Source organism: Cohnella lubricantis (assembly GCF_014212015.1).
In the GTDB taxonomy this organism is placed as follows: Bacteria; Bacillota; Bacilli; order Paenibacillales; family Paenibacillaceae; genus Cohnella; species Cohnella lubricantis.
Genome location: NZ_JACJVN010000009.1, coordinates 64886 through 85866, shown reverse-complemented (window position 1 = coordinate 85866; position 20981 = coordinate 64886). Strand labels below are relative to the sequence as shown.

18 protein-coding genes, 1 rRNA gene, 1 pseudogene and 1 other annotated feature are annotated in these 20981 nt (G+C 57.5%); of the genes and pseudogenes, 2 read left to right on the top strand and 18 right to left on the bottom strand.

What is annotated here, in order from left to right:
• Positions 1-116 (bottom strand): 16S ribosomal RNA (locus H4Q31_RS02085); the annotation flags it as partial.
• Positions 117-505: 389 nt separating this feature from the next.
• Complete coding sequence (locus H4Q31_RS02080) at positions 506-1357, bottom strand: ATP-dependent DNA ligase (protein WP_185177412.1); 852 nt, start codon at positions 1355-1357, stop codon at positions 506-508.
• 137 nt (positions 1358-1494) lie between these two features.
• Here H4Q31_RS02080 and H4Q31_RS02075 point away from each other — a divergent pair, with 137 nt between their 5' ends.
• On the top strand, positions 1495-1707 hold the full coding sequence (locus tag H4Q31_RS02075) for an alpha/beta-type small acid-soluble spore protein (protein ID WP_185177411.1): 213 nt from the start codon (positions 1495-1497) through the stop codon (positions 1705-1707).
• 166 nt (positions 1708-1873) lie between these two features.
• Positions 1874-2965, top strand: a complete 1092-nt coding sequence (locus H4Q31_RS02070) for an LCP family protein (RefSeq protein ID WP_185177410.1) — start codon at positions 1874-1876, stop codon at positions 2963-2965.
• 16 nt (positions 2966-2981) lie between these two features.
• On the opposite strand, the gene H4Q31_RS02065 is transcribed toward H4Q31_RS02070, so the two are convergent.
• The 16 genes and pseudogenes from H4Q31_RS02065 to H4Q31_RS01990 all read right to left on the bottom strand — a co-directional run bounded on the left by H4Q31_RS02065 (position 2982) and on the right by H4Q31_RS01990 (position 20922).
• Positions 2982-4649 (bottom strand): glycerol-3-phosphate dehydrogenase/oxidase, encoded by a 1668-nt coding sequence (locus H4Q31_RS02065; protein ID WP_185177409.1) that lies wholly within the window; start codon positions 4647-4649, stop codon positions 2982-2984.
• Between the two features lie 198 nt (positions 4650-4847).
• A complete protein-coding gene (gene glpK / locus H4Q31_RS02060) occupies positions 4848-6338 on the bottom strand; it encodes a glycerol kinase GlpK (protein ID WP_185177408.1) in 1491 nt (496 codons plus the stop codon).
• 31 nt (positions 6339-6369) lie between these two features.
• Positions 6370-6918, bottom strand: a complete 549-nt coding sequence (locus H4Q31_RS02055) for a glycerol-3-phosphate responsive antiterminator (RefSeq protein WP_185177407.1) — start codon at positions 6916-6918, stop codon at positions 6370-6372.
• Positions 6919-7189: 271 nt separating this feature from the next.
• Positions 7190-7279: pseudogene (locus H4Q31_RS21865) on the bottom strand (3-deoxy-7-phosphoheptulonate synthase); the annotation flags it as partial.
• A 59-nt stretch (positions 7280-7338) separates the two neighbouring features.
• Positions 7339-8871 (bottom strand): 2-isopropylmalate synthase, encoded by a 1533-nt coding sequence (locus H4Q31_RS02045; RefSeq protein ID WP_185177406.1) that lies wholly within the window; start codon positions 8869-8871, stop codon positions 7339-7341.
• A 117-nt stretch (positions 8872-8988) separates the two neighbouring features.
• Positions 8989-9218 (bottom strand) — a binding site (T-box leader).
• A gap of 70 nt (positions 9219-9288) precedes the next feature.
• Positions 9289-10290 carry an alcohol dehydrogenase catalytic domain-containing protein gene (locus H4Q31_RS02040; protein ID WP_185177405.1) on the bottom strand — a complete coding sequence of 334 codons (1002 nt, stop codon included), beginning with the start codon at positions 10288-10290 and terminating at the stop codon, positions 9289-9291.
• 5 nt (positions 10291-10295) lie between these two features.
• Entirely contained in the window at positions 10296-10502 is a 207-nt protein-coding gene (locus tag H4Q31_RS02035; protein ID WP_185177404.1) for a hypothetical protein, read from the bottom strand.
• 16 nt (positions 10503-10518) lie between these two features.
• Positions 10519-11169, bottom strand: coding sequence for a CPBP family intramembrane glutamic endopeptidase (locus H4Q31_RS02030; RefSeq protein WP_185177403.1), 651 nt, complete (start codon positions 11167-11169; stop codon positions 10519-10521).
• Positions 11170-11348: 179 nt separating this feature from the next.
• Positions 11349-13283: a helix-turn-helix transcriptional regulator gene (locus H4Q31_RS02025; RefSeq protein WP_185177402.1), complete on the bottom strand. Its 1935-nt coding sequence runs from the start codon at positions 13281-13283 to the stop codon at positions 11349-11351.
• Positions 13284-13392: 109 nt separating this feature from the next.
• The gene (locus H4Q31_RS02020) at positions 13393-14196 is read right to left on the bottom strand and encodes an ABC transporter ATP-binding protein (protein WP_185177401.1); all 804 of its coding nucleotides are present in this window, start codon (positions 14194-14196) and stop codon (positions 13393-13395) included.
• On the bottom strand, positions 14183-15238 hold the full coding sequence (locus H4Q31_RS02015; RefSeq protein ID WP_185177400.1) for an ABC transporter ATP-binding protein: 1056 nt from the start codon (positions 15236-15238) through the stop codon (positions 14183-14185). The genes H4Q31_RS02020 and H4Q31_RS02015 overlap by 14 nt, the downstream gene beginning before the upstream one ends.
• Positions 15239-15244: 6 nt before the next feature.
• The gene (locus H4Q31_RS02010; RefSeq protein WP_185177399.1) at positions 15245-16081 is read right to left on the bottom strand and encodes an ABC transporter permease; all 837 of its coding nucleotides are present in this window, start codon (positions 16079-16081) and stop codon (positions 15245-15247) included.
• 1 nt (position 16082) lies between these two features.
• Positions 16083-17093, bottom strand: a complete 1011-nt coding sequence (locus H4Q31_RS02005) for an ABC transporter permease (RefSeq protein ID WP_185177398.1) — start codon at positions 17091-17093, stop codon at positions 16083-16085.
• Between the two features lie 102 nt (positions 17094-17195).
• Positions 17196-19028: an ABC transporter substrate-binding protein gene (locus H4Q31_RS02000; RefSeq protein ID WP_185177397.1), complete on the bottom strand. Its 1833-nt coding sequence runs from the start codon at positions 19026-19028 to the stop codon at positions 17196-17198.
• Positions 19029-19168: 140 nt separating this feature from the next.
• On the bottom strand, positions 19169-19999 hold the full coding sequence (locus H4Q31_RS01995) for a response regulator transcription factor (RefSeq protein ID WP_185177396.1): 831 nt from the start codon (positions 19997-19999) through the stop codon (positions 19169-19171).
• 5 nt (positions 20000-20004) lie between these two features.
• Positions 20005-20922, bottom strand: a complete 918-nt coding sequence (locus H4Q31_RS01990; protein WP_311771664.1) for a sensor histidine kinase — start codon at positions 20920-20922, stop codon at positions 20005-20007.
• Positions 20923-20981 lie beyond the last annotated feature (59 nt).

Here is a 20981-nt window from a genome sequence, read left to right as displayed (position 1 = left end):
TCACCCGTCCGCCGCTAACCCCATCGGGAGCAAGCTCCCGATGAGATCCGCTCGACTTGCATGTATTAGGCACGCCGCCAGCGTTCGTCCTGAGCCAGGATCAAACTCTCCATAAAGGTAAATCCTCCGGCGCTCCAAAGGAACGCGCATCGGAAGCATCTACTTTGAGAGAGCCAAATGGCTCATTCGTTGTTAAATCGTTGTCCGTCTCCCAAGAACCGAAGCTCAAGTTCGACAGGGTCCGTTGATCCGATCCATGATCGAATCGATTACGCTCGATGTTCAGTTTTCAAGGAACAAGTTTGTTGCTTCTTGCGTCCGCCTCGTTGCCGAAGCAGGAATCTTATCTTACCGCATCCGACATGATGCTGCAACCCTCAATGTTTTCCAATTCGATCTGATCAACACATTCGGTCTTGCGTTGTCGCATCGTGCCTTCAGTGGCGCGAGAAATAATGTATCACGAATCCAAGAGGCATTGCAACAGGTATTTTATTCCTGCTCGTCAACCGACGAACCGGACGAATTCCGGATTCCGGACCGTTCCGCTGCTCGTCCGGGACAAGAATCGGATCTTTGCTTCAATAATCGGCTTCACGTATACGTAATCACGGTCCTCGCCAGTCAGAATCGCCTGGGCCGTGCCTTGAAAAGCCTGCCTGTGCGGCCCGGGCACGCCCGCCTCTACGATGCCGATCCGCTGCCCTTCCCGCTCCAGCAGCCAGCCGAAGCCATGCTTCCGATAGCCTGCGATGCGCACTTGCGCGTACCGGTACTTATGGACCGTCAACCAATTCTCGCTGCGTCCGCCCGCGTAGATACTATCGAGCCGCTTGGCTATGATCCCGTCCACGCCTTCGCTCCTGATCGCTTCATATAAACGTTTCCCTTCCGCATCAAGCGCGAACATCCGATGATAGGAGCGATTGTCATCCATCGCCTTCTCCAACAGCTGCTTGCGTTGCTTAAGCGGCAGACCGCGCAAGTCCTTCCCGTTCCATTCGAGAATGTCGAACGCGAAGTAATGAACCGGGCTGTGGACCGACGCGATGCGAATGTCCATGCTCTTCCTCATTCGCATCCGCTCTCGCAGCGCTTCGGACGAGAAGGAGCCGGCCGACTCGTCGAAGAACGCCGCTACGCCGTCGAGCAAGACGTCCGCCGCGCCGACGACAGGCACGCGCCACAGCTCCGGGTACTGCATCGTCACATCGATTCCGCTTCGGCTGCACAACTGCGCGATCCCATTTTTGACCCGTATCATCAGTCTATGGCCATCGATCTTGGGCTCAAATATGTATCTCTCGTCATTGAACGGCTTCTCGCGAAGCTCAGGCATCATCGGAATAAGCTGCACAATATCGACATCCTTCCGTATATCTCAATTGATATACACGATTGTAACATCGACGATGGCTCGCATGACCCGGTAATGTTTGCATAAAAGAACTTGCGCCGCCGCATATTACTGGTAAATACCGGAGGTGAACAAAGATGGCCAACAATCGGAATCAGCAGCTAGTCGTGCAGAACGCGCGCGCGGCGCTGGAGCAGATGAAGTTCGAGATCGCCCAAGAGCTGGGCATTCAGCTGCCGCAAGACGGCTACTATGGCAACATGCTGACGAGAGACGCCGGCCGCATCGGGGGCGGAATTACCCGCCGTCTCGTTCAGATGGCCGAGCAACAGCTTGCTGGACGGTATTAGACCGAACCCGCTCCAGTCCTCGCCCCCCCCTGCGATCCACGCCAAAACACTCCCCCATCTGACCGCTGCGGGGAGTCTTTGATTTGGATCAAAAATAGGGTTACCTTCCGCCTTATTTTGTGACATAATGTATCATATGATCTCGTAGCTAAGGTCGTGATACTTAATGGAACTGGCATCATTACGCACATCTCTTCTATCAAAGCTTAGGAAAAGACGCTGGCTCTGGATTACGCTCGGCGCCATCCTTCTACTCCTCGTTATCGTCTTGTTCGTCCTCATGCGAATGACAGCGTTCCATCATGTCCGGATTGACCAATCCAACGAAGCGCTTGGCATTCAGCCGGTACCTGCAGCGACGATGCCGGCCGATTCTTCCGGCGGCGTGCCGGATGCTTCCGCGGCTCCGGACAAGCTCGCCTTCCCGAATGCGACAGCTGAAGATATTCCTTCCGGCGACCAAATTCGGAACATCGCCTTGTTCGGATTGGACCGCCGAAGCACCAAGGGCAGTGCCCGCTCCGACGTGATGATGATCCTTACGATCGATTACGCCCGCGAGAAGATCAAGCTGACCTCGCTTATGAGGGATCTGTACGTCCCGATCGAAGGACACGGGCACGCCAAGCTGAACGCCGCTTACGCTTATGGCGGCGCGCCTCTTGCGATTAAGACGATCAACCAGAATTTTGGCACGGATATTCGGGATTACGTGACGGTGGATTTCTTCACGATGGAGAAAATCATTAATGCGGTGGGAGGCGTCGATATTAACGTCAAGCCGAACGAGGTCGACACGCTGAACATGTATATGGGCGATACTTCTCGCATTGAGAATAAGAAGGCACCCCTCGTGGAGCAGGGAGGCTTGCAGACGCTTAACGGCATGCAGGCCGTCGCCTACGCTCGCATCCGTTACGTCGGGAACGCCGACTTCGAACGGACCGAGCGCCAGCGCACCGTGCTGCAAGCGATGGTCGACAGGGTGAAGGAGGAAGGCGTCGCATCGATCCCGGAGCTGCTCATCAAGACAGCGCCTTACGTGGAGACGACCCTCACTCGGTCCGACATGCTGTCGATGGCGTATCGCTACTTCAAGTCGGACAAGATGACGATCGAGAAGAACCGTTACCCTCGGGACGGGACCTGGCAAGCGGCGACGACCGCGGACGGCCAGTGGATTCTCGATACGGATCTGGAGCAGATCAAGCAGCAGATTCAGGACTACATTTTCCGAGATACGCAAGATCCGTTGTAGTTGTGACAATGTGCCCTTACCCCCGAGGCGTCACCGCGCTTGCCAACTCCGTCTCAAGCTCCGACGCATACGCCCGCCGAGTTGCGTCGCTCCAGCCGAGCAACTCGGCCATGAGCGCAACGACTTGACCGCCGTACTGGCGAACATGGTCGATACGGAACAGCAGCGCGCCTGTTCGACGTATGAGCACATCGACGGGCTTCAGCGCCATCTCCTCCTGCACCGCATATACAGCTGCCGCGTATAGATCAAGCGGCAGTCCATGCCGTTCTGCCGCCGCGCGATGCTTCGCGTCCGCCGCGATCGCGAACAGCCGGCTCACGTTGGAGCCATACGTCTGCGCCAGACGCTTGCCTTGCTCCTCCGTCAGACCGCACCGCACGGCTTCCGCCGCTTGTCGATCGACGAACGCCGGGAAGGCATCGGGCCCGCCAACGTCGCCGCCGGAGATCGGAAGCATCTTCGTTCGGCAGGCTGGGAACGCGCGCCCTCCGGACTCCCGCAGCTTCCGCGCGGCCAGATCGACAACCGTCTCCGCCATCTTCCGATAGCCGGTCAGCTTGCCGCCCGCGATCGTCACCAAGCCGGACGGCGACTGCCAGACCTCGTCCTTGCGAGAGATCTCCGACGGATTCTTGCCTTCCTCGTAGATGAGCGGCCGAACGCCCGCCCAGCTCGATTCCACGTCCGCCGCGCCGAGCTTAACCTCCGGGAACATATCGTTCACGGCCGCGAGCAGATAGCCGCGTTCCTCCTCCGTCATCGCCGGAGCTGCCGGATCGCCTTCGTAGAACGTGTCGGTCGTACCGACGTACGTCTTGCCGGCGCGCGGAATGGCGAAGATCATCCGCTTATCCGGCGTGTCGAAGTAGATCGCCTGCCGCAGCGGGAATCGTTCCCCGTCGAAGACCAGATGGATTCCCTTCGTTAATCGGAGCTGCTTCCCTTGCCTCGAACCGTCCATCTCCCGGAGGCGGTCGACCCATGGTCCTGCGGCGTTGATGACGACCGCGGCCCTCACTTCCGTCGTCTCGCCCGTCAGCGCATCCCGGACTGCAGCGCCGATGATGCGACCGCCTTCATACAGGAACCGCTCGGCCGCCACGTAGTTCAGTGCCGCCGCACCTTCCTCCGCCGCCCGCTTCATGACCTCCAGCGTCAGGCGAGCATCGTCTGTCCGATACTCGACATAATAGCCGGCGCCCAACAAGCCGTCCTGCCTCAGCAGCGGCTCGCGCCGGAGCGTCTCCTGCGCTCCAAGCATGCGCCTCCGCTCCCCTCGCTTCACGGCTGCGAGGAAGTCGTACACCATCAGGCCGATCGACGTCGACAATTTGCCGAACGTCCCGCCCTTGTGAATGGGCAGCACCATCATCTCCGGCGTCGTCACATGCGGGCCGTTGCCGTATACGATGGCGCGTTCGCGTCCAACCTCGGCGACCAGCCCGATCTCGAATTGCTTCAAGTAGCGCAGCCCTCCGTGCACGAGCTTCGTCGATCGGCTCGAGGTGCCTGCCGCGAAGTCCTGCATCTCGACGAGCGCCGTCTTCATTCCCCGGCTGGCCGCGTCCAGCGCGATGCCGGCGCCCGTAATGCCGCCGCCGATGACGAACAGGTCAAACGTATCGGAGTCAAGCCGCTTCCATGCCTCGCGGCGGCTCTCCGGAATCTTAGTTACGTTCATGCGCTTATCCCCTTTGCTCCGTACAGCGTATGCTGTCTTCCCGCTCTCGACAGCAGAAAAGACCGCACGAACCAGGCGGCATCCGGCATGCCGGACCCTCCTGCTCATGCGGTCTCTCAAACTCTCAACCAGCGGATTCTATTCACTTAACCTGATCTTACCATGAACGGCCTCGTTTGAGAACCGCTATATGCGCCTTTATTTGAAGGCCATCGCCGCGCGGACGGCCCGCTGCCAACCGGCATACAGCGACTCCCTGCGGCTCTCCTCCATCGCCGGTGCGAACGACCGCTCCATATGCCATTGCGCCGCGATCTCGTCGCAGCTGCTCCAGTATCCGACAGCGAGACCCGCCAAGTACGCCGCTCCTAGCGCAGTCGTCTCCTTAATCGCCGGCCGCTCAACAGGCACGCCGAGCACATCGCTCTGGAACTGCATGAGGAAGTCATTGCTCACCGCGCCGCCGTCAACTCGCAGCCCCTGCAGCTTAATGCCCGAATCAGCCTCCATCGCCGCCAGCACGTCGCGCGTCTGGTAAGCGAGCGACTCCAGCGTCGCCCGTACGAAGTGCTCTTTGCTCGTTCCGCGCGTCAGCCCGAAGACCGCGCCCCGAACTTCGCTGTCCCAATACGGCGTGCCGAGGCCGACGAAGGCCGGCACGACATAGACGCCTTCGGTCGAATCGACCCGCGTCGCGTATGATTCGCTGTCCTGGGCGCTCTTCAGCATACGGAGGCCGTCCCGAAGCCACTGGATCGCCGAACCGGCGACGAAGATACTGCCCTCCAGCGCATACTCGATCTTGCCGCCGAGCCCCCAAGCGATCGTCGTAAGCAGGCCGCTCGCGGAGGCGACCGCCTTGTCGCCGGTGTTCATCAGCATGAAGCAACCCGTTCCGTACGTATTCTTCGCCATCCCCTTGCGGTAACACGCCTGACCGAACAACGCTGCTTGCTGGTCGCCCGCGATGCCGGCAATTGGAATGCGGCTGCCGAAGAAGTGAGCTTCATCCGTATAGCCGTACACCTCGGAAGACGGCCGTACCTCAGGCAGCATGCTTCTCGGAACGGTAAGCTTCGCGAGCAGCTCGTCGTCCCAATCCAGCTCATGAATGTTGAACATAAGCGTGCGCGACGCATTGGAGTAGTCGGTCACGTACGCCTTGCGGTTCGTCAGCCGCCAGACGATCCACGTGTCGATCGTCCCGAACATCAGCTCGCCGCGATCGGCCTTCTCCCGCGCGCCAGGCACGTTGTCGAGAATCCACTTCACCTTCGTCCCCGAGAAGTAAGCGTCTATCAGAAGTCCCGTCTTGTCACGGAACAGCGATTCGAGGCCTGCGGCCTTAAGCTCTTCGCAGATGCCGGCCGATTGCCGGGACTGCCAGACGACAGCGTTGCAGATCGGCGCTCCCGTCTCCCGATCCCAGACGACGGCCGTCTCCCGCTGATTCGTGATGCCGATGCCTGCGACCTGCTCCGCCTTCACGCCAGCTTCCGACAGGCAAGTGGCGATAACCGCCAGGATGGATGCCCATATCTCATTCGCGTTATGCTCCACCCAGCCCGGCTGGGGAAAATATTGATGGAACTCCTGCTGAGCCTTGTGCACAACAGCTCCCCGCCGATTGAACAGCATCGCCCGCGAGCTCGTCGTGCCTTGATCGAGCGCCAATATGTACGTCTCCATTCCTCCGCTCCTCTCCTGATACAGGTGCCTGCTAAGGCCGCCAGTTCCAAAGCGCCGGCGTGCTCGTCGACACGGCCGTTGCGCCCGATTCGAACAACGCGGCCAGCTCTTCCTCCCGGTGTACGAAGCCGCCAACGATAATGTCATGGCCGGTCTCGCGCTTCACGGCGTCGACCATCGGATGGGCGAAGCTGGGCATCAGCTCGATATAATCGGGCTTCGTCTGCGCCGCCGTCTGCACGATCGTCTTCACCGATCGCGAGTCGATCAGGAAGCCTCGTTGAATAGCCGTGAGCCCATGCTTCTTCGCATGGAGCAACGACGACGAGCGCGTGCTGATGACGCCGTCGATCCGGATGATCCTCGCCAGATAGTGAATGGAGGCTTCATCTTCCTTGATACCCTTGACCATGTCGAGGTGCAGGAACAGCTTCTTCCCCGCCCGGCGGGCCTCGTCCGCGATCGCCTGCAGCTGGATCAGCTCGCCTTCGAGCAGGAACAGTGTCTCCTGTGGCGATGCGAGCGCCAGCTCCAATTCCTTGTAGCCCCGGATGGCCGGTATGACCGAGTTCGGCTTCATCTCTCTCACCTCGGTTAATCATGCAGTTATGAATGCGCTTTAACCCATTATAGGGAATGCCGTGCGGGATGGGAACAGAAGATTCGGCAGAACGATCTGGGGGCAAAGCTGTACGAAGCGCCTCGACAAACGTCCACATGTCGTGTTCGGCTGCCGAGGCGCTTCCTCATTGCTTTCCATTAGGCCAATCTGGAAAATTACTGTCAATTCATCCTTATATGCGCAGCAGCCCGGACTTCCGAACCACGTCTACGAGAAAGCTGGAATTGAGCCCGGTCGAGTGGCTGACGTCGACAAGCACCGGCAGATGCGTCTCCCGCTTCAGAATCGGCACCGCCGAGATGTCATGCGTGTTGCGCGCACGAGCAGTGCCGACTGGCCGCTGCGAATGGACTAGCTCGCTTGCCAGCGCGCCAAGTGTCAGGCAGGCACAACATCCAACACGGCGGCGTTGATGCCGTTGAGGAATGCTTGTGCGCTTGCCTTAATGATGTCGGTGTCCATCGCACGGCCGGAATACGTCTTGCCTTCGTATTCGAGACGGATGTTCACCCGGCCAATCGCTTCCTTGCCGCGAGACAGACTGTTGATCTTGTAATCCTTCAACGTCACGTCCAGCCCGACCAGCGACTTGATGACACTGTACAGCGCGTCGATCGGGCCGTCGCCGACCGCGCTGTCCGTCAGCGTCTGCGAGCCTCGCTTCAACTGCACGGTCGCCGTCGGCAGCTTGTCGTTGCTAACGACCTGGAACGATTCAAGCTCATACAGCTCCTTGCCGCTCATCGACACCGTTCGATGATTCGTCACCAGATAGAAAACATCATGGTCATAAACTTCCTTCTTGGCGTCAGCCAGCGCGAGGAACTGCCGGAACAGCTGCTCGAACGCTTCACCGTCACCCGCTTCGAAGCCCATCTTCTCCACCGCGTTGCGGAAGGCATGGCGGCCGGACCGGGCGGTCAGAATCAGCTCCATGCTCTCTGCGCCGACCTCTTGCGGCGACATGATCTCATACACGTTCTTGTCTTTAAGCAATCCGTCTTGATGAATTCCGGAGGAATGCGCGAATGCATTCTCGCCGGTGATCGCCTTGTTCACCTGCACATCCAGCCCTGTCAGCAGGCTGACCAGCCGCGATGCGCGGTGCAGCTCCTCCGTGCGGATACCCGTCGAGCAGCCGAAGTGGTTCTCCCGCACCTTAAGCGCCATGACGACTTCTTCGAGCGACGCATTGCCCGCCCGTTCCCCCAAGCCGTTGATCGTAACCTCCACCTTCTCGGCTCCGTTCTTCACAGCGCTCAGCGTGTTCGCTGTCGCCAAGCCGAGGTCGTTGTGGCAGTGTACGCTCAGCACGACCTTGTCGTTCAAGTTCTTCAGCCGCTCGTTGATGCGGCGAATAAGGTCGCCGAACTCCTCCGGCACCGCGTATCCTACCGTATCCGGCACGTTGATCATCGTCGCCCCGGCTTTGACAACCGCCTCAATCGTCGCCCACAGGTATTCGAAGTCGGAGCGCGACGCGTCTTCGGTCGAATACTGCACGTTCGGCAGCAGCGTCTTGGCATATTGGACCGCGTCCACCCCCATCTGCAGGACCGCGTCCTTGGAGCGGTTGAACTTCTTCTCAACATGGATGTTAGACGTGCCAAGCACGATATGGATAAGCGGGTTCTGCGCAATCTTGACGCTCTCGTACACAGCGTCGATGTCACTCTTCACCGCGCGGGCGAGCGCGGTGACCGAGACGGTGTCCCCGACAGTTCTCGCAATCTGCTGCACCGCTTCGAAGTCTCCGGCGGATGACGCCGGGAAGCCGGCTTCGATAATATCGACGTTAAGGCGCTTCAACTGCTGAGCAACCTCCAGCTTCTGCTGAACGTTCAATTTGGCCCCCGGCACCTGCTCTCCGTCACGAAGTGTCGTATCGAACACGATAATGTTGCGGCTCATGATTAGCCCTCCTCAAGGGAATTGTTATCGAATCTATATGTGAAGCGGAGCTGGCTAAACCCGGAATTTAACAAGCTCACGCAGTCATTCGGCAAGACGCAAAAAACCTCGTCTCTGTATAGAGACGAGGTTGAACTCGCGGTACCACTCTAATTCATTTCCTAGGAAATGATCTCCTTCGATGGCCATCACCATCTATCCCTGTAACGGTGGAATTCCGTCGAACCCTACATTGTCGGGCCGCTGTTCATAGACGAGTTCGAGGTGACTGGCACTGCCGTTTCGCACCGACCAACGGCTCTCTGATAGGTCATGTCACTTCTACTATTTCTAATCACTACATTTGGTTATGAAGTTATTGGTTATTATAGGCATGCCTCCGACGAAAGTCAACCGTCTTTTCGCCTATGCGATATTCTACATCTCAAATACAATTTTACCAAATTGGTTGCCATTTTCCATTTCCTTAAAACCCTCATGAAAATGATCTAGGGGGAGGCGCCGGGAGATGATCGGGACTAACTTGGACTGTTCAACATATCGAAGCATCTCTATAAATTCGCTGTAGGTATGCATGGCAGATCCGATGATTTGCAATTGCTTCCCCATAACGGCATCGATATCGAATTGGGGTATAGCATTCCCTAAATACGAAAATTGAACAATCCTGCCCCCTTTCTTGGCATAACGAATGCTTGATTCAATGGAAGCGGCGCTGCTCGATACAATGACGTCGTAACCTTTCTCGGACAAGGACATGGGGTCTTGTGCCGCGGACTTATAATTAAATCCGTCGAGAGCCCCGAGAATAACGGCCCTTCGAATTTTGTCGTCGGAACCTGAACTAACAAAGACTTTGGCGCCGATTGCCGAAGCAATCTGCAGGCAATATAACGCTACCCCTCCCCCTATACCCTGAATGAGCATAGATTCACCCGGCTTAAGCTTGGCCTTCGTTATCAAGGCCCTCCAAGCCGTACCAAGGGCTAACGGCAGGGCCGCTGCTTCGGCATAGGATAGATGAATTGGCTTTGGAGCTGCGTTAACAGATGGAACCTTGACATAATCGGCGAATGTCCCGGGCCATTTTACTCCCCCGAGAACGCTGCCGGCATCACACAGCGAATGTTCTCCCCGCAGACAATACTCGCATTCCATGCAGGAGATCTGCGAATTGATGATCACTTGGTCGCCTTTTGTCCAGTTTTTTACGCTTTTGCCTACTTCGATGATCTCCCCTGCTCCGTCAGATCCATATATAAACTCTTTTTTATTGTTGGGGTTGGTAATATGCAGATCACGGTGGTTTAGTGCGGCTGCTCTTACTTTGATCAGGACTTCATGTTCACCGATGCTTGGCACGTTGACTTCTCTTAGTTCCGGTTCAACTGATATGGGGTTATACATGATTGCTCTCAACGTGATCACTCCTGGTCGATATAAATATTCTGCGCGATATCATTGTCCGTCTTCGGGGGCTTCGGACGCCTTCTGATAAGAACGATCCCTGCCGCGATCGCCGAGAACACCCAAATAAAATAGGGCTCCTTGAAGGTGGTCTCTATTGCAACAAGCAAATACAATCCAAGGGAGCAGCCGGCAATGATTAATAGGGCAATTGCCCGCATCATGTTCCCCCCCTCCCTCTTACACGGCAATCACATGGGTCAACATAAGCGTCAATGCCACCGCATCCGCCAGCAAATGCGCAATGTACGAGATGTATAGGTTCTTCGTCTTGGAATAGATGATGCCGAACAGAACACTGTCGATGAACACGCTGAATAAATCCCAGAAGACAACGTCAGCGGGCCCATCGGAGTAATGCATGGCGGCAAATAAAAGGGAGACGATGACGATGGATGCTGCTTGCGGCATATATCGGGAGAACCGCTCCTGGAACAGCCCCCTGTACGCGATCTCTTCGCCTAGAGGCGCAATGAGAATCGTCAGGACAAGGGCGACGCTAAGATCGCTGCCGGTCGGCAGACGATCCTGAATGTGGGCGAGACTCTCTGGAGACACGTACTTAAACAGAAGCAACGACCCGAACTGGGTTCCCACGGCCACGAGCAGGATCCATCCCCAAGTGCGGCGGATGCCCGAGCCGATCTTCGTGAATAGGGCTCTCGGGGCCTGCTCGCGATCATTGCCTCTGCGCCGCAGATTCGCCAAGAAATACACGATCGGCACGATCGCCGCCAGCCCCTTCAAGGATGGAACGAGAAATACGGCGATCAACATGAATCCGATGATTGCAAGAACTTCTACTAAACGACGTCTGTCATGCACTGACATAATGATAGCCTCCTGTCATATGAAGCGAGATCAACTCCGCTTGCTGCCTTCATTCTGCCGGATTTGACCGCTTATCTGATAGTGAGGAACCTCCCCAACTTTCGTCACTTTGCCATAAGCAAAAAAGCGCCTTACGCCGAACCTGCGGCATAAGACGCTTTGTCCTTTGAATGATCTCATCATACTCCTCGAACCTGCTCTACCTTCTTAATCGCCTGCAATCGGTTCTCAACTTCCAGCTTCGAATAGATCGTCGACACATAATTCTTGACGGTGCCTTCTGAGTAATGCATCCTCTCGGCAATCTCACGATATTTCAGTCCTTCTGTCAAATAGTTTAATATTTCCAGCTCCCGAGCCGTCAGCCGGTTCATGCCAGCAACGTCTTCCCGAACGGACCCGTGCTGCTCTCCTTCGGATTGCGTTGCGGAGCGAACATCCTGGATCAGCAGCTTGGCGGTATCCAATGGAATGATGGTCCCTCCGGCAGCCACCAATCGGATGGCATCGGTCAATCGCTTCGGATGAACGCTCTTCATCAGATAACCTTCCGCACCATACTGAATAGCTAAGGAAGCGCTGTCGATGTCTTGGAACGTCGTGAGGATGATGATTCTCACCTCCGGCCAGCGCTGCTTGATGATTCGAGTCGCCTCCAGCCCGTTCAGAACCGGCATCTGGATATCCATCAGAACGACATCCGGAAGCACAGCCTTGCACAGCTCGATCGCTTCTTCCCCATTGGCGGCGACGCCGATCACTTCAAGCTGCCGATCCAAACCGAGCATAATCGAGATACTCTCCGCGACGAGCTCTTGATCCTCCGCCAACAGAATACGAATGTGCCGATTCGCGGATTGCTCCGCCTCGATCGGGATGCGGCAGTCCACGCGCAGTCCGCTGCCGACAGCGGGCACGATCTGCAGCTTGCCTTGCAACGCCTCGATTCTCTCTCTCATGGAACGAAGTCCGAATCCGTACTTCAGCTCCTTGGTTCCTCTCCCGTCATCCTCAACGGTGACGCCGAACTCCTCCGCGTCATATCGGACGAGCACTTGGATATTCCCGGCTTGCCCGTGCCGCACGGCATTGGTTAACGATTCCTGTACGCAGCGGAGAACGGCGATCCGCTGCTCCGCGGTTAGCGGATAAGGCTCATCGCCCTGAATGATGAGATCAATAGACACATTCGCGTTGGCAGAGAACGTCTCCGTCAGCTTCGCCAAAGCCTCCTCGAGCGGTTCCTCCGCCCGCGATGCATCCGACATATGAACATGATTCCTGACGTCCTCCAGCCCTTCCCGGGCCGTGAGCAATAGCGAATCCATACGCTTGCGGTCCGGCACTACTCCTGCAGCCGCCTCATGCTTCAGCAGTTCGATGCCGGCGATCATGGAGGTAAGCGCATGTCCCATCGTGTCGTGCAGCTCTCGGGCCATGCGGTTGCGCTCTTCCAGAACTGCCATGCGCTCTACCTGCTTCGCATAGAGCTCCAGCGCTTGGTTGCGCTCTCTAATCAGTTGAAGCTGCTGCTCGTTCTGCTGCAATAAGACCTTCATCTGTTCCCGATCGCTGAAGACAGCGCGGAACCGAACCCCGATTCTCGCCGCTCCCCACAGGACGACGGTCGCTTGAAGCACAAGAATGATCGGAATATTCGCCAGGGCGACGTCCACCTGCGGGAAGAAGACATCCTTCCAGAAGATGAATCCTAACGCGGTAATCGCAGCCGTTCCGATACCGGTAAACATAATGAGATAGCCGTTCAAATAAATCATGGATAACGCCAGGTTGATATACATGATTTGATAGATGATCGGATAATCGCGGAACAGCCATAATTGATACATCGAGAACAAGATCATTCCGCTGAGCACGGCGAACTTGAACAGCTTCTCAAATCGAGGGATAAGAACCAATAGAAAGCTAATGCCATAGAAAGCAAGATATACGGCAAGAAAGGACAGGTTCGTCGAATGAAGGAACGGCACGTTCACCGTCACGTTCAGCTCCGCCAGCAGCAGCAAAGGGAGCATAAGGAATAAGAACAGATGATTCTTCTGAGACTCAAGCTCCAAATGGGTAAAGCAAGTTCGTCGAATCCAAGAAATCATAGAGACAGCTCCCGCCCGATCATATGCATCACTATAATAGATTAATGGCGATCCAACGGATACGCAATTGGATCGCCATTATTTTTTTGGGGGGATGCTGTCGAACTGGCTAAGCCAAATTCCATTCCTCGTGAATCTTCGGCACATCCTCGATCAACTGCCTGGTGTAGTCGTGGGTCGGATTCAAGATGATCGACTCCGCCGGTCCCCGCTCCACGATGCGGCCTCGCTCCATAATGTACAGCGTGTCGCTGATGTAGTAGGCGAGCCCGACGTCGTGCGTGATGAAGATGATCGTCATGTTGTTCTCGTCCCGGAGCTTGAGCAGCATGTCTAGAATCGTCGAACGCGAACAGGCGTCGATCATCGAGGTCGGCTCGTCGGCGATGAGCACCTTCGGATGGAGCATGAAGATGCGGGCGATCATCAGCCGCTGCATCTGGCCGCCCGACAGCTCGAACGGGTACTTGTTCATCAGCTCCTCAAACTTGAGGTTGACGAACGAGCAAGCCTCCTTCATTCTCCGAAGGCGCTCCTCCTTGTTCAGCTTGAGGCCCTGCAGCTCGATGCAGTCGTCCAGCAGCCGAACCACCTTGTGGAACAGGTTAAACGACGAGAACGGGTCTTGGAAGATCGCCTGAATATCCTTCCAGTACCGCTTCCGCTGCGAATGCTTGCGCAATTGCCTGGGCAGGCCCTTGTACAGCACTTCGCCGGTCGTCTCCTTCAGCAGCCCCATCAGGATCTTCGCGAGCGTCGTCTTGCCGCTGCCGCTCTCGCCGACGATGGAGACAATCTCCCCTTCTCGGAAGGAGAAGTCAATGTCTTGAAGGGCAATCGTCTTGTTGTTCCCGAAGCCGAACACCTTCGTGATGCCGGAACCGCTCAGCAGCGGCGTCTCACTTGGCTTCATGCGAATACCACTCCTTCAGCACGTTCGATTCGTGGATGCAGCGGTACTTGCGGCCGCCGGACCACTTCTCGGGAATCTTGCCCTCCCGGCAAGCGTCCTCCGCGTACAAGCATCGATCGGCGAAGCGGCACCCTTCCGGCACCTGCTTCAAATTCGGCGGCGCGCCTGGAATCGCGGCCAGCTTCTGGCTCTTCATGCCTTCCTCCGGTACGATGATCGAGCCCATCAGCCGCTTCGTATAGGGATGAACCGAGTCGAAAATCATCTGCTTCGCCGTGCCGCGCTCCACGATCTCGCCCGCGTACATGACCATGATATCGTCCGACACATGGTAGAGCAGCGGCAGCTCGTGCGTAATGAAGATGAGCGACCGGATGAACTTCTTGCTCATCAGATCCTTCAGCAGCTTGATGACCGCCTTCTGGGAGGTGACGTCAAGCGCGGACGTCGGCTCGTCGGCGACGAGCACCTTCGGATTCAAGATGGTCGAGATGGCGATCACCGTCCGCTGCTTCATGCCGCCCGACAGCTCGTTCGGATACAGGTTCAGCACGTCCGGCGACAGGTTCAGCGTCTCGAACCGCTCCGCCGCCAGCTCCCGCACCTGCTTCCGGTTCAGCTCGGGGCGATGCTCCTTCATGATGTCTTCGATGAACCGGATAATCCGCAGCGTCGGATTGAGCGCGTTCATCGCCGCCTGGGGGATGTAGGCGATCTCGCGGCCCAGAATCTGCTTGCGAAGCTGCTCCTTGTTCAGCTTCATGACGTCGATGCCGCCGAGCACGATCGACCCGCTCTTGTAGTGCAGCGGCGGGAAGTAGAAGCCCATCAAGCTAAGCGCCAGCGTCGACTTGCCGCAGCCGGACTCGCCCGCGATGCCGAGCGCTTTGCCTTCCTCAAGCGTGAAGCTGACGCCGTCTACCGCGTACACGTTCTCCTTGTGACGGGTCCGATAGTACGTGTGCAGATCCTGCACCTCAAGAATGTCGCGCTGCGGAAGAGGCTCCGCATGGGCGTGAATATCGAGAATGGTTCTGCTCATCGGCTTCTAGCTCCTTATCTTCGGATTAAAAATCTCGTCCATCCCGGTGTTCATCAGATAGAGCGAGAAGGTGATAATCGCGATGGCGAACGCCGCCGGAACGAACGCCCACCAAGCGCCGGAGACGGGGGCTTCGAAGACGAGCGCCCAGTTCATGATGATGCCGAGCGAGATGGTGTTGTACGGGCCAAGGCCCAGCATCGAGATCGATGCTTCGGCGAGAATGCCGGAGGCGACTTGAAGAATGAAGGCCATGACGACATACGAAGCGATATAGGGCAGAATCTCCGAGATGATAATTCGCGGCGTGCTGTGTCCTGAGATCTTGGCGATGTTGACGTGATCCCGGTTGCGCAGCGAGGTCGTCTGAGCCCGCACCGCTCTGGCGGTCCACGGCCAGCTGGTGAAGCCGATGATGAGGGCGACGATCATCGAGCTGCGCGAATTGATGCTGACGGAGATGAGAATGAGGATGATGAACGACGGAATGACGATGAACATATTCGTGATCGCCGTCAGGATATTGTCAATGATCCCGCCGATGTAGCCTGACAGGAGGCCGAGCAGCAGGCCGATGGCTGTCGCGCAGATGCCGGCGATGAGGCCGACGACGAGCGATGTCCGAATGCCGTAGACCAGCTCCAGGAACAGATCGCGGCCGAAGTTGTCCGAGCCTAGCAGCAGGCCGTTGCCCGGCGGCTGGAAGGCCAGCGCCTCCATCGACAGCGGATCGTTCTTGTTGATCTCCGGGTAGATCAGCACCAGCGCCAATATTAGAAGCGTTACGATCGCGCCGATGAGGAACTTGGGCGATCGCAGCAAGATGCCGAAGGAATGGGCCATATCAGTTCTCCTCCATTTGCGCGGCCTTGATACGGGGATCCACGAATCCGTAAATGATGTCGATCGTGAAGTTCGCGAGCAGCACCGTCACGGCGATCAACAGCGTGCAGCCGGAGATGAGCGGATAGTCCAGTTGGCGGATGGCCGTGAACAGCCAGGTGCCGATGCCCGGGTAGCTGAAGACGATCTCGCAGATAAGCGAGCCGCCGACCATCGTGCCGATCGACAGCGCGAGGCCGGTAATCTGCGGCAGCATCGCGTTCTTGAACACGTACCTGGCGACGCGCGAATCGCGGACGCCGAGCAGCTTGCTGTACAGCACGTAATCGGCGTTCAGCTCGTAGATCGACATCTCCCGCATGCCGATCGCCTGGCCTCCAATCGTGACGAGCACGATGGACAAGAACGGCAGCGTATGGTGCCGAATGACGGACAGGATGAAGTCCAGGCTGAAATGCGGGATCATCTGGAAGTCATAGCCTCCAGAGATCGGAAACCACTTCAACGTAATCCCGAACAGATACAATAGAATAATGGCCAGCGTGAAGAACGGGATCGAATTAATGAACAGGGCCGTCGGGAACAAAATCTTATCGAAGGCTCCCTTGCGATACGCGGCGAGCGCGCCCAGCACATTGCCCAGAATCCAGCCGACGATAATCGCCGGCAGCTGCAGCGCTACCGTCCACGGCACGGCGGACGCCAGAATGCTGGACACCGGCCGCGGATACAGCCCGAACGAGGTGCCGAGATCGCCGGAGAGCAGATTTTTCAAATAAACGCCGAATTGCACAAGGATCGGCTTGTCGATGCCGAATTCCTTCGCGAAGTTGTCGTATACCTTCTTAATGGAATCGCTGTCTGTCATGCCTTGAGACACTTGCGACGCAATCGTGCTGACGGGGTTGCCTTCGATCATTCTCGGCAGCAGGAAATTGAGCAGCAGCGCGATGAACAGCGTGAGCAGATACCAGCCCGACTTCTTGACGAAGTATTTCGTGTACGCGTTCAATTCCGGCACCTCCAGCGGCGCATGGTCGTTGGCGAAGAAGGGCCTATACTTGGGGGAAGCCCCCCTATATAGGCCCTCGGTTGCGCCTAGCGCCGATTCCGATTAGTTATGAATTTGATAGAGCGCCTTGATGCCGGCGCCGTCCATGGCGATCTGCGGCGGGTTGTTGCTGCCGTCGCCGTCGACGGGGAACCCCTTCCAGACGGATTCGTTCACGGTGTAGAACACCCACGGGCGATACATGAGCGGAATCGAAGGCACGTCGGTCAGCCAGATCTTCGTCAGCTCCGTGTACAGCGACTTCGCTTCGTCGCCGGAAGCGAGCGGAATTTGGTCGATGATCTCGTCTGCCCGGTCGTTCTGATAGCGGCCCCAGTTCCAGAATGCCATCTCGCCGATCGGCGCTACGCCCTTGGAATACATAATCGTTCTAGCGCGGCTCCACGGGTTGGCAGGCGTGACGTTGCCGGCCGGCGTATTCATGATGATATCGAACTTGCCGGTCTGCAGGTCGTTCGTCCATACCGGCGCTTCAGGGAAGCTGGTCCGGATCTCGATGCCGATCGCCTTGGCGCTCTGCGCCACAATCTCAAGCGCGGCGTTCCAGTCCGACCAGCCGTACGGACATTCGATGTTGAACGGCCCAAGGCGCTGGCCGTTCAGCACGCGGATGCCGTCGCTGCCCTTCTTCGCGCCGATCGAATCCAGCAGCGCGTTAGCGGCTTCGATGTCGGTCGTCCACTGCAGCGACTTGATCGCATCTTGGTCGACGTATTGGGCTTCCGCCGGCGTATCGAGCGTCAGCGAAGGCTTCATGTCGCCGGAGTAGCCGCTCATGGCCAGCTCGGAGATCTTCTTGTAATCGATCGCCATCGCGATGGCGCGGCGGACGTCGGCGTTGTCGAGGCCCGGCTTCGACATATTGAAGAAGATGGACGGCATCGAGCCCGGCAGGTAATAAGGGGCTTCGCTCAAGTACGTCTTGACCGGAGCGCCGTCCTCCCACATCTTCCACACCTGCGGCGTAAATTGCTGCGACACGTCGACCTGATTGTTCTTGAACGCCAGGTCGCCGGCCGCGTTGTCTTTGTAGATGACGTGCGTAATATATTTGGGCGCCGGAAGCTTGCCGAACAGCGCCTGGCCCCAATAGTTGTCGTCGCGGATGAGCGTAATCTTCTGGTCGTTATAGAAGAACAGCTTATACGGGCCCGTTCCGACCGGATCGGCATTCATCTCTTGGCGGATCGCCGCCAGATCGTTGTTCGCCTTCGTCTCGATCGCTTCCCAGATGTGCTTCGGCAGCATCGGGATGATCTCGATGCTCTCCGTCACCGTCAGCTTGTTCGGGTTATCCGACTTCATCTTGATATTGACGGCGTTCGGGCCGTCCGCAGTGACGTCCTCGATGTAATCCCAATAGCTGGTCCAGTTGATGTCGTACTTCTGTCCGAGCTTATACGTGTAGACGACGTCGTCCGACGTGAACGGCTGTCCGTCGCTCCACTTCGCGGCCGGGTTCAGCCCGACGTGCAGCGTCAGGTCGTCCGTCCATGAATACTCGGTGCCCAGCAGCGGCTCCAGGTTGCCGTCAATCATGTTGATCATGAACAGCGTCTCGTACACGAGCTCCCGCGAGTTGCCGTAGTTGATCGGGAATGCCGGGTTGCCGCTAAGCAGGTTGAAGTTGGTCGGCGCCCCCCATTGCAAGCCGTTGATATAGAGCGTCTCATTGCGCGGCGTCTCTCCGCCGGGTTCGACGGTGCCTTCGCTTGCCGAAGGCGATGAGGACGGTGATTCGCTTCCTTCGCTGGCTGACTGGCTCGGCGACGGCGACGGGCTGCTCTCCGAGTTGCCGCCGGAGCCGGAGCACGCCGCGAGGAGCGAGGCGAACAGCGCGAAGACGAGAAGTAGACCGATCGGTTTCCGCTTCATTCTTGACCTCTCCAATCGTAATTTTGTAGTCGATTCTGCAAAAGTAACCGCTTACATAATTAGTATAATTTGGGGCCCGGAAGGCTGTAAATTCCCGCACTTTTAAGGTTTTATCCACTTTTTTGGGGTGGGGGCGTTCGTCACGAGCCATCCTTGGCGCAGCCGTGATTGCGGTATTCGCGCGGCGAGCAGCCGGCGTACTTCTTGAACATCAACGAGAAATATTTGTAATCGTGATACCCTACCCGGCCGGCGATCTCATATGTCTTAAGCCACGTCTGCTCCAGCAGCGTCTTCGCCTCTTCGACCCTCCGACAGTTGAGCCACTTCGTGAAAGGCATTCCGATCTCGTCCTTGAATACCTTGCACAGATAAGAGGGCGTGACCTCGACATGAGCGGCCGCATCGCTTAGGCCGATCGGCTGGTCAATATGTTCGACAGCGAAGCGAATGACATCCTTCACCAGCTTGCCCGGCTGCTTCGTCCGGATCGTCTGGCGCGGCTGCTGCACCGGCTGCTGCATTGGCTGCAGTTCCGGCATCGTCTTCGCCGGCTCTGAAGCGGCTCCCTTCCGTGTCCCGCGAACGTTCTGCTTCTCGAGCAGCTCGTCTCGGAATCCGGCAATTGTCTCGACGAGCTTCTCTGCGGTGACCGGCTTGAGCAAGTAATCCCGAACGCCGAGCCTCATCGCTTCCGTCGCATAGCCGAAATCCTCGTATCCGCTCAGCAGCACTATCTCCACCGGCAGCCTCGACCGCTTGATCTCCCGCGCCAGGTCGAGTCCGGACAGAACTGGCATGCGGATATCCGACACGATCAGATCGAACGGGCATGCCGCCAGCTGCCGAAGCGCGTCCTCTCCGTTCTTCGCCTCCGCCGCAATCTCAATACCTTGCTCGGCCCAGTCAATCGATGTCCTGATTCCTTGCCGCACGAGCCGCTCATCATCCACGATCATGACTCTGTACAAGATCGTCACCCCTTCTCGAAAGGCTGCCTGACCGTAACCGTCGTGCCGCTGGATGAATCGCTCGCGAAGTCGACTCCGTAGGCGCTGCCGAACTGAAGCCGGATTCGGTCGTGAATATTCCGAAGCCCTATCCCCTGCCGTTCTTCGGCGATCTCGCCCGCCAGCAGCTTGGCGACGGCCCCGGCGTCCGCTCCCGCGCCGTCGTCCCAGATCCGGTAGACCAAATCTCCATTCGCCGGGTCCCGGAAAATGTGAATGTCGAGGCGGCCGTCTCCGCCCCGCCGCTCGATGCCGTGCACGATCGCGTTCTCGACGATGGGCTGCAGCACCATTTTCACCGCTCGGCATTCCAGCGTCTCTGGTTCGGCTCGGAGCGAGAACCGGATCAACTCCTCGCAGCGCTTCTGCTGAATGTACAGGTAGTGCCGGATGAGCTCGACTTCCTTGGCGACGGTCGTCAGCCGACTGCCGCGGTTAAGGCCGATCCGAAGCAGCTGGGACAGCGCGCCGATCATGGCGGACGTCTCGAACGCTTTCTCCATGCGGCTCATCCAGTAGATCATATCGAGCGTATTGTACAGGAAGTGCGGGTTGATCTGCTCCTCGAGCACTCGCAGCTCGGCTGCCTTCTGCTTCAGCTTGGACGCACGGACGGCGTTGTTCCGTTCGCGAAGCTCCCGGGCGAGCAAGCAGATGCAGGCCGAACAAGCCGTGAGCCCGAGCAGGAAGGAGCCGATCACGACAATCGAGAGGATGGATAGAACTCGGGCATTCGAACGAGCTGATTCCCAATAGGCAAAGCCGCCTAGGGCAAGTAGGGGGATGAGAGTGAGTGCCGCGGCGGGCAGCAGCCTTCCGGAATGGGAGTTGATGAACTGTTTAAGCCGATGGGGTTGATTGGGCCGTTCGTGGACTCGATTCACGCTACCAACTCTCCTCTTGGACAACGGATGCAGCCAAGCTCGATTAGTAAGCGCTTTCT

Bases quoted from the DNA above. Each gene is read 5' to 3' on its own strand.
- H4Q31_RS02030 (WP_185177403.1), bottom strand. From the start codon at position 11,169: ATGTCAGTGCATGACAGACGTCGTTTAGTAGAAGTTCTTGCAATCATC.
- glpK (WP_185177408.1), bottom strand. From the start codon at position 6,338: ATGGAGACGTACATATTGGCGCTCGATCAAGGCACGACGAGCTCGCGG.
- H4Q31_RS02015 (WP_185177400.1), bottom strand. From the start codon at position 15,238: ATGAGCAGAACCATTCTCGATATTCACGCCCATGCGGAGCCTCTTCCG.
- H4Q31_RS02025 (WP_185177402.1), bottom strand. From the start codon at position 13,283: ATGATTTCTTGGATTCGACGAACTTGCTTTACCCATTTGGAGCTTGAG.
- H4Q31_RS02000 (WP_185177397.1), bottom strand. From the start codon at position 19,028: ATGAAGCGGAAACCGATCGGTCTACTTCTCGTCTTCGCGCTGTTCGCC.
- H4Q31_RS02070 (WP_185177410.1), top strand. From the start codon at position 1,874: ATGGAACTGGCATCATTACGCACATCTCTTCTATCAAAGCTTAGGAAA.
- H4Q31_RS02045 (WP_185177406.1), bottom strand. From the start codon at position 8,871: ATGAGCCGCAACATTATCGTGTTCGATACGACACTTCGTGACGGAGAG.
- H4Q31_RS02010 (WP_185177399.1), bottom strand. From the start codon at position 16,081: ATGGCCCATTCCTTCGGCATCTTGCTGCGATCGCCCAAGTTCCTCATC.
- H4Q31_RS02055 (WP_185177407.1), bottom strand. From the start codon at position 6,918: ATGAAGCCGAACTCGGTCATACCGGCCATCCGGGGCTACAAGGAATTG.
- H4Q31_RS02020 (WP_185177401.1), bottom strand. From the start codon at position 14,196: ATGAAGCCAAGTGAGACGCCGCTGCTGAGCGGTTCCGGCATCACGAAG.
- H4Q31_RS02035 (WP_185177404.1), bottom strand. From the start codon at position 10,502: ATGATGCGGGCAATTGCCCTATTAATCATTGCCGGCTGCTCCCTTGGA.
- H4Q31_RS02065 (WP_185177409.1), bottom strand. From the start codon at position 4,649: ATGAACGTAACTAAGATTCCGGAGAGCCGCCGCGAGGCATGGAAGCGG.
- H4Q31_RS02075 (WP_185177411.1), top strand. From the start codon at position 1,495: ATGGCCAACAATCGGAATCAGCAGCTAGTCGTGCAGAACGCGCGCGCG.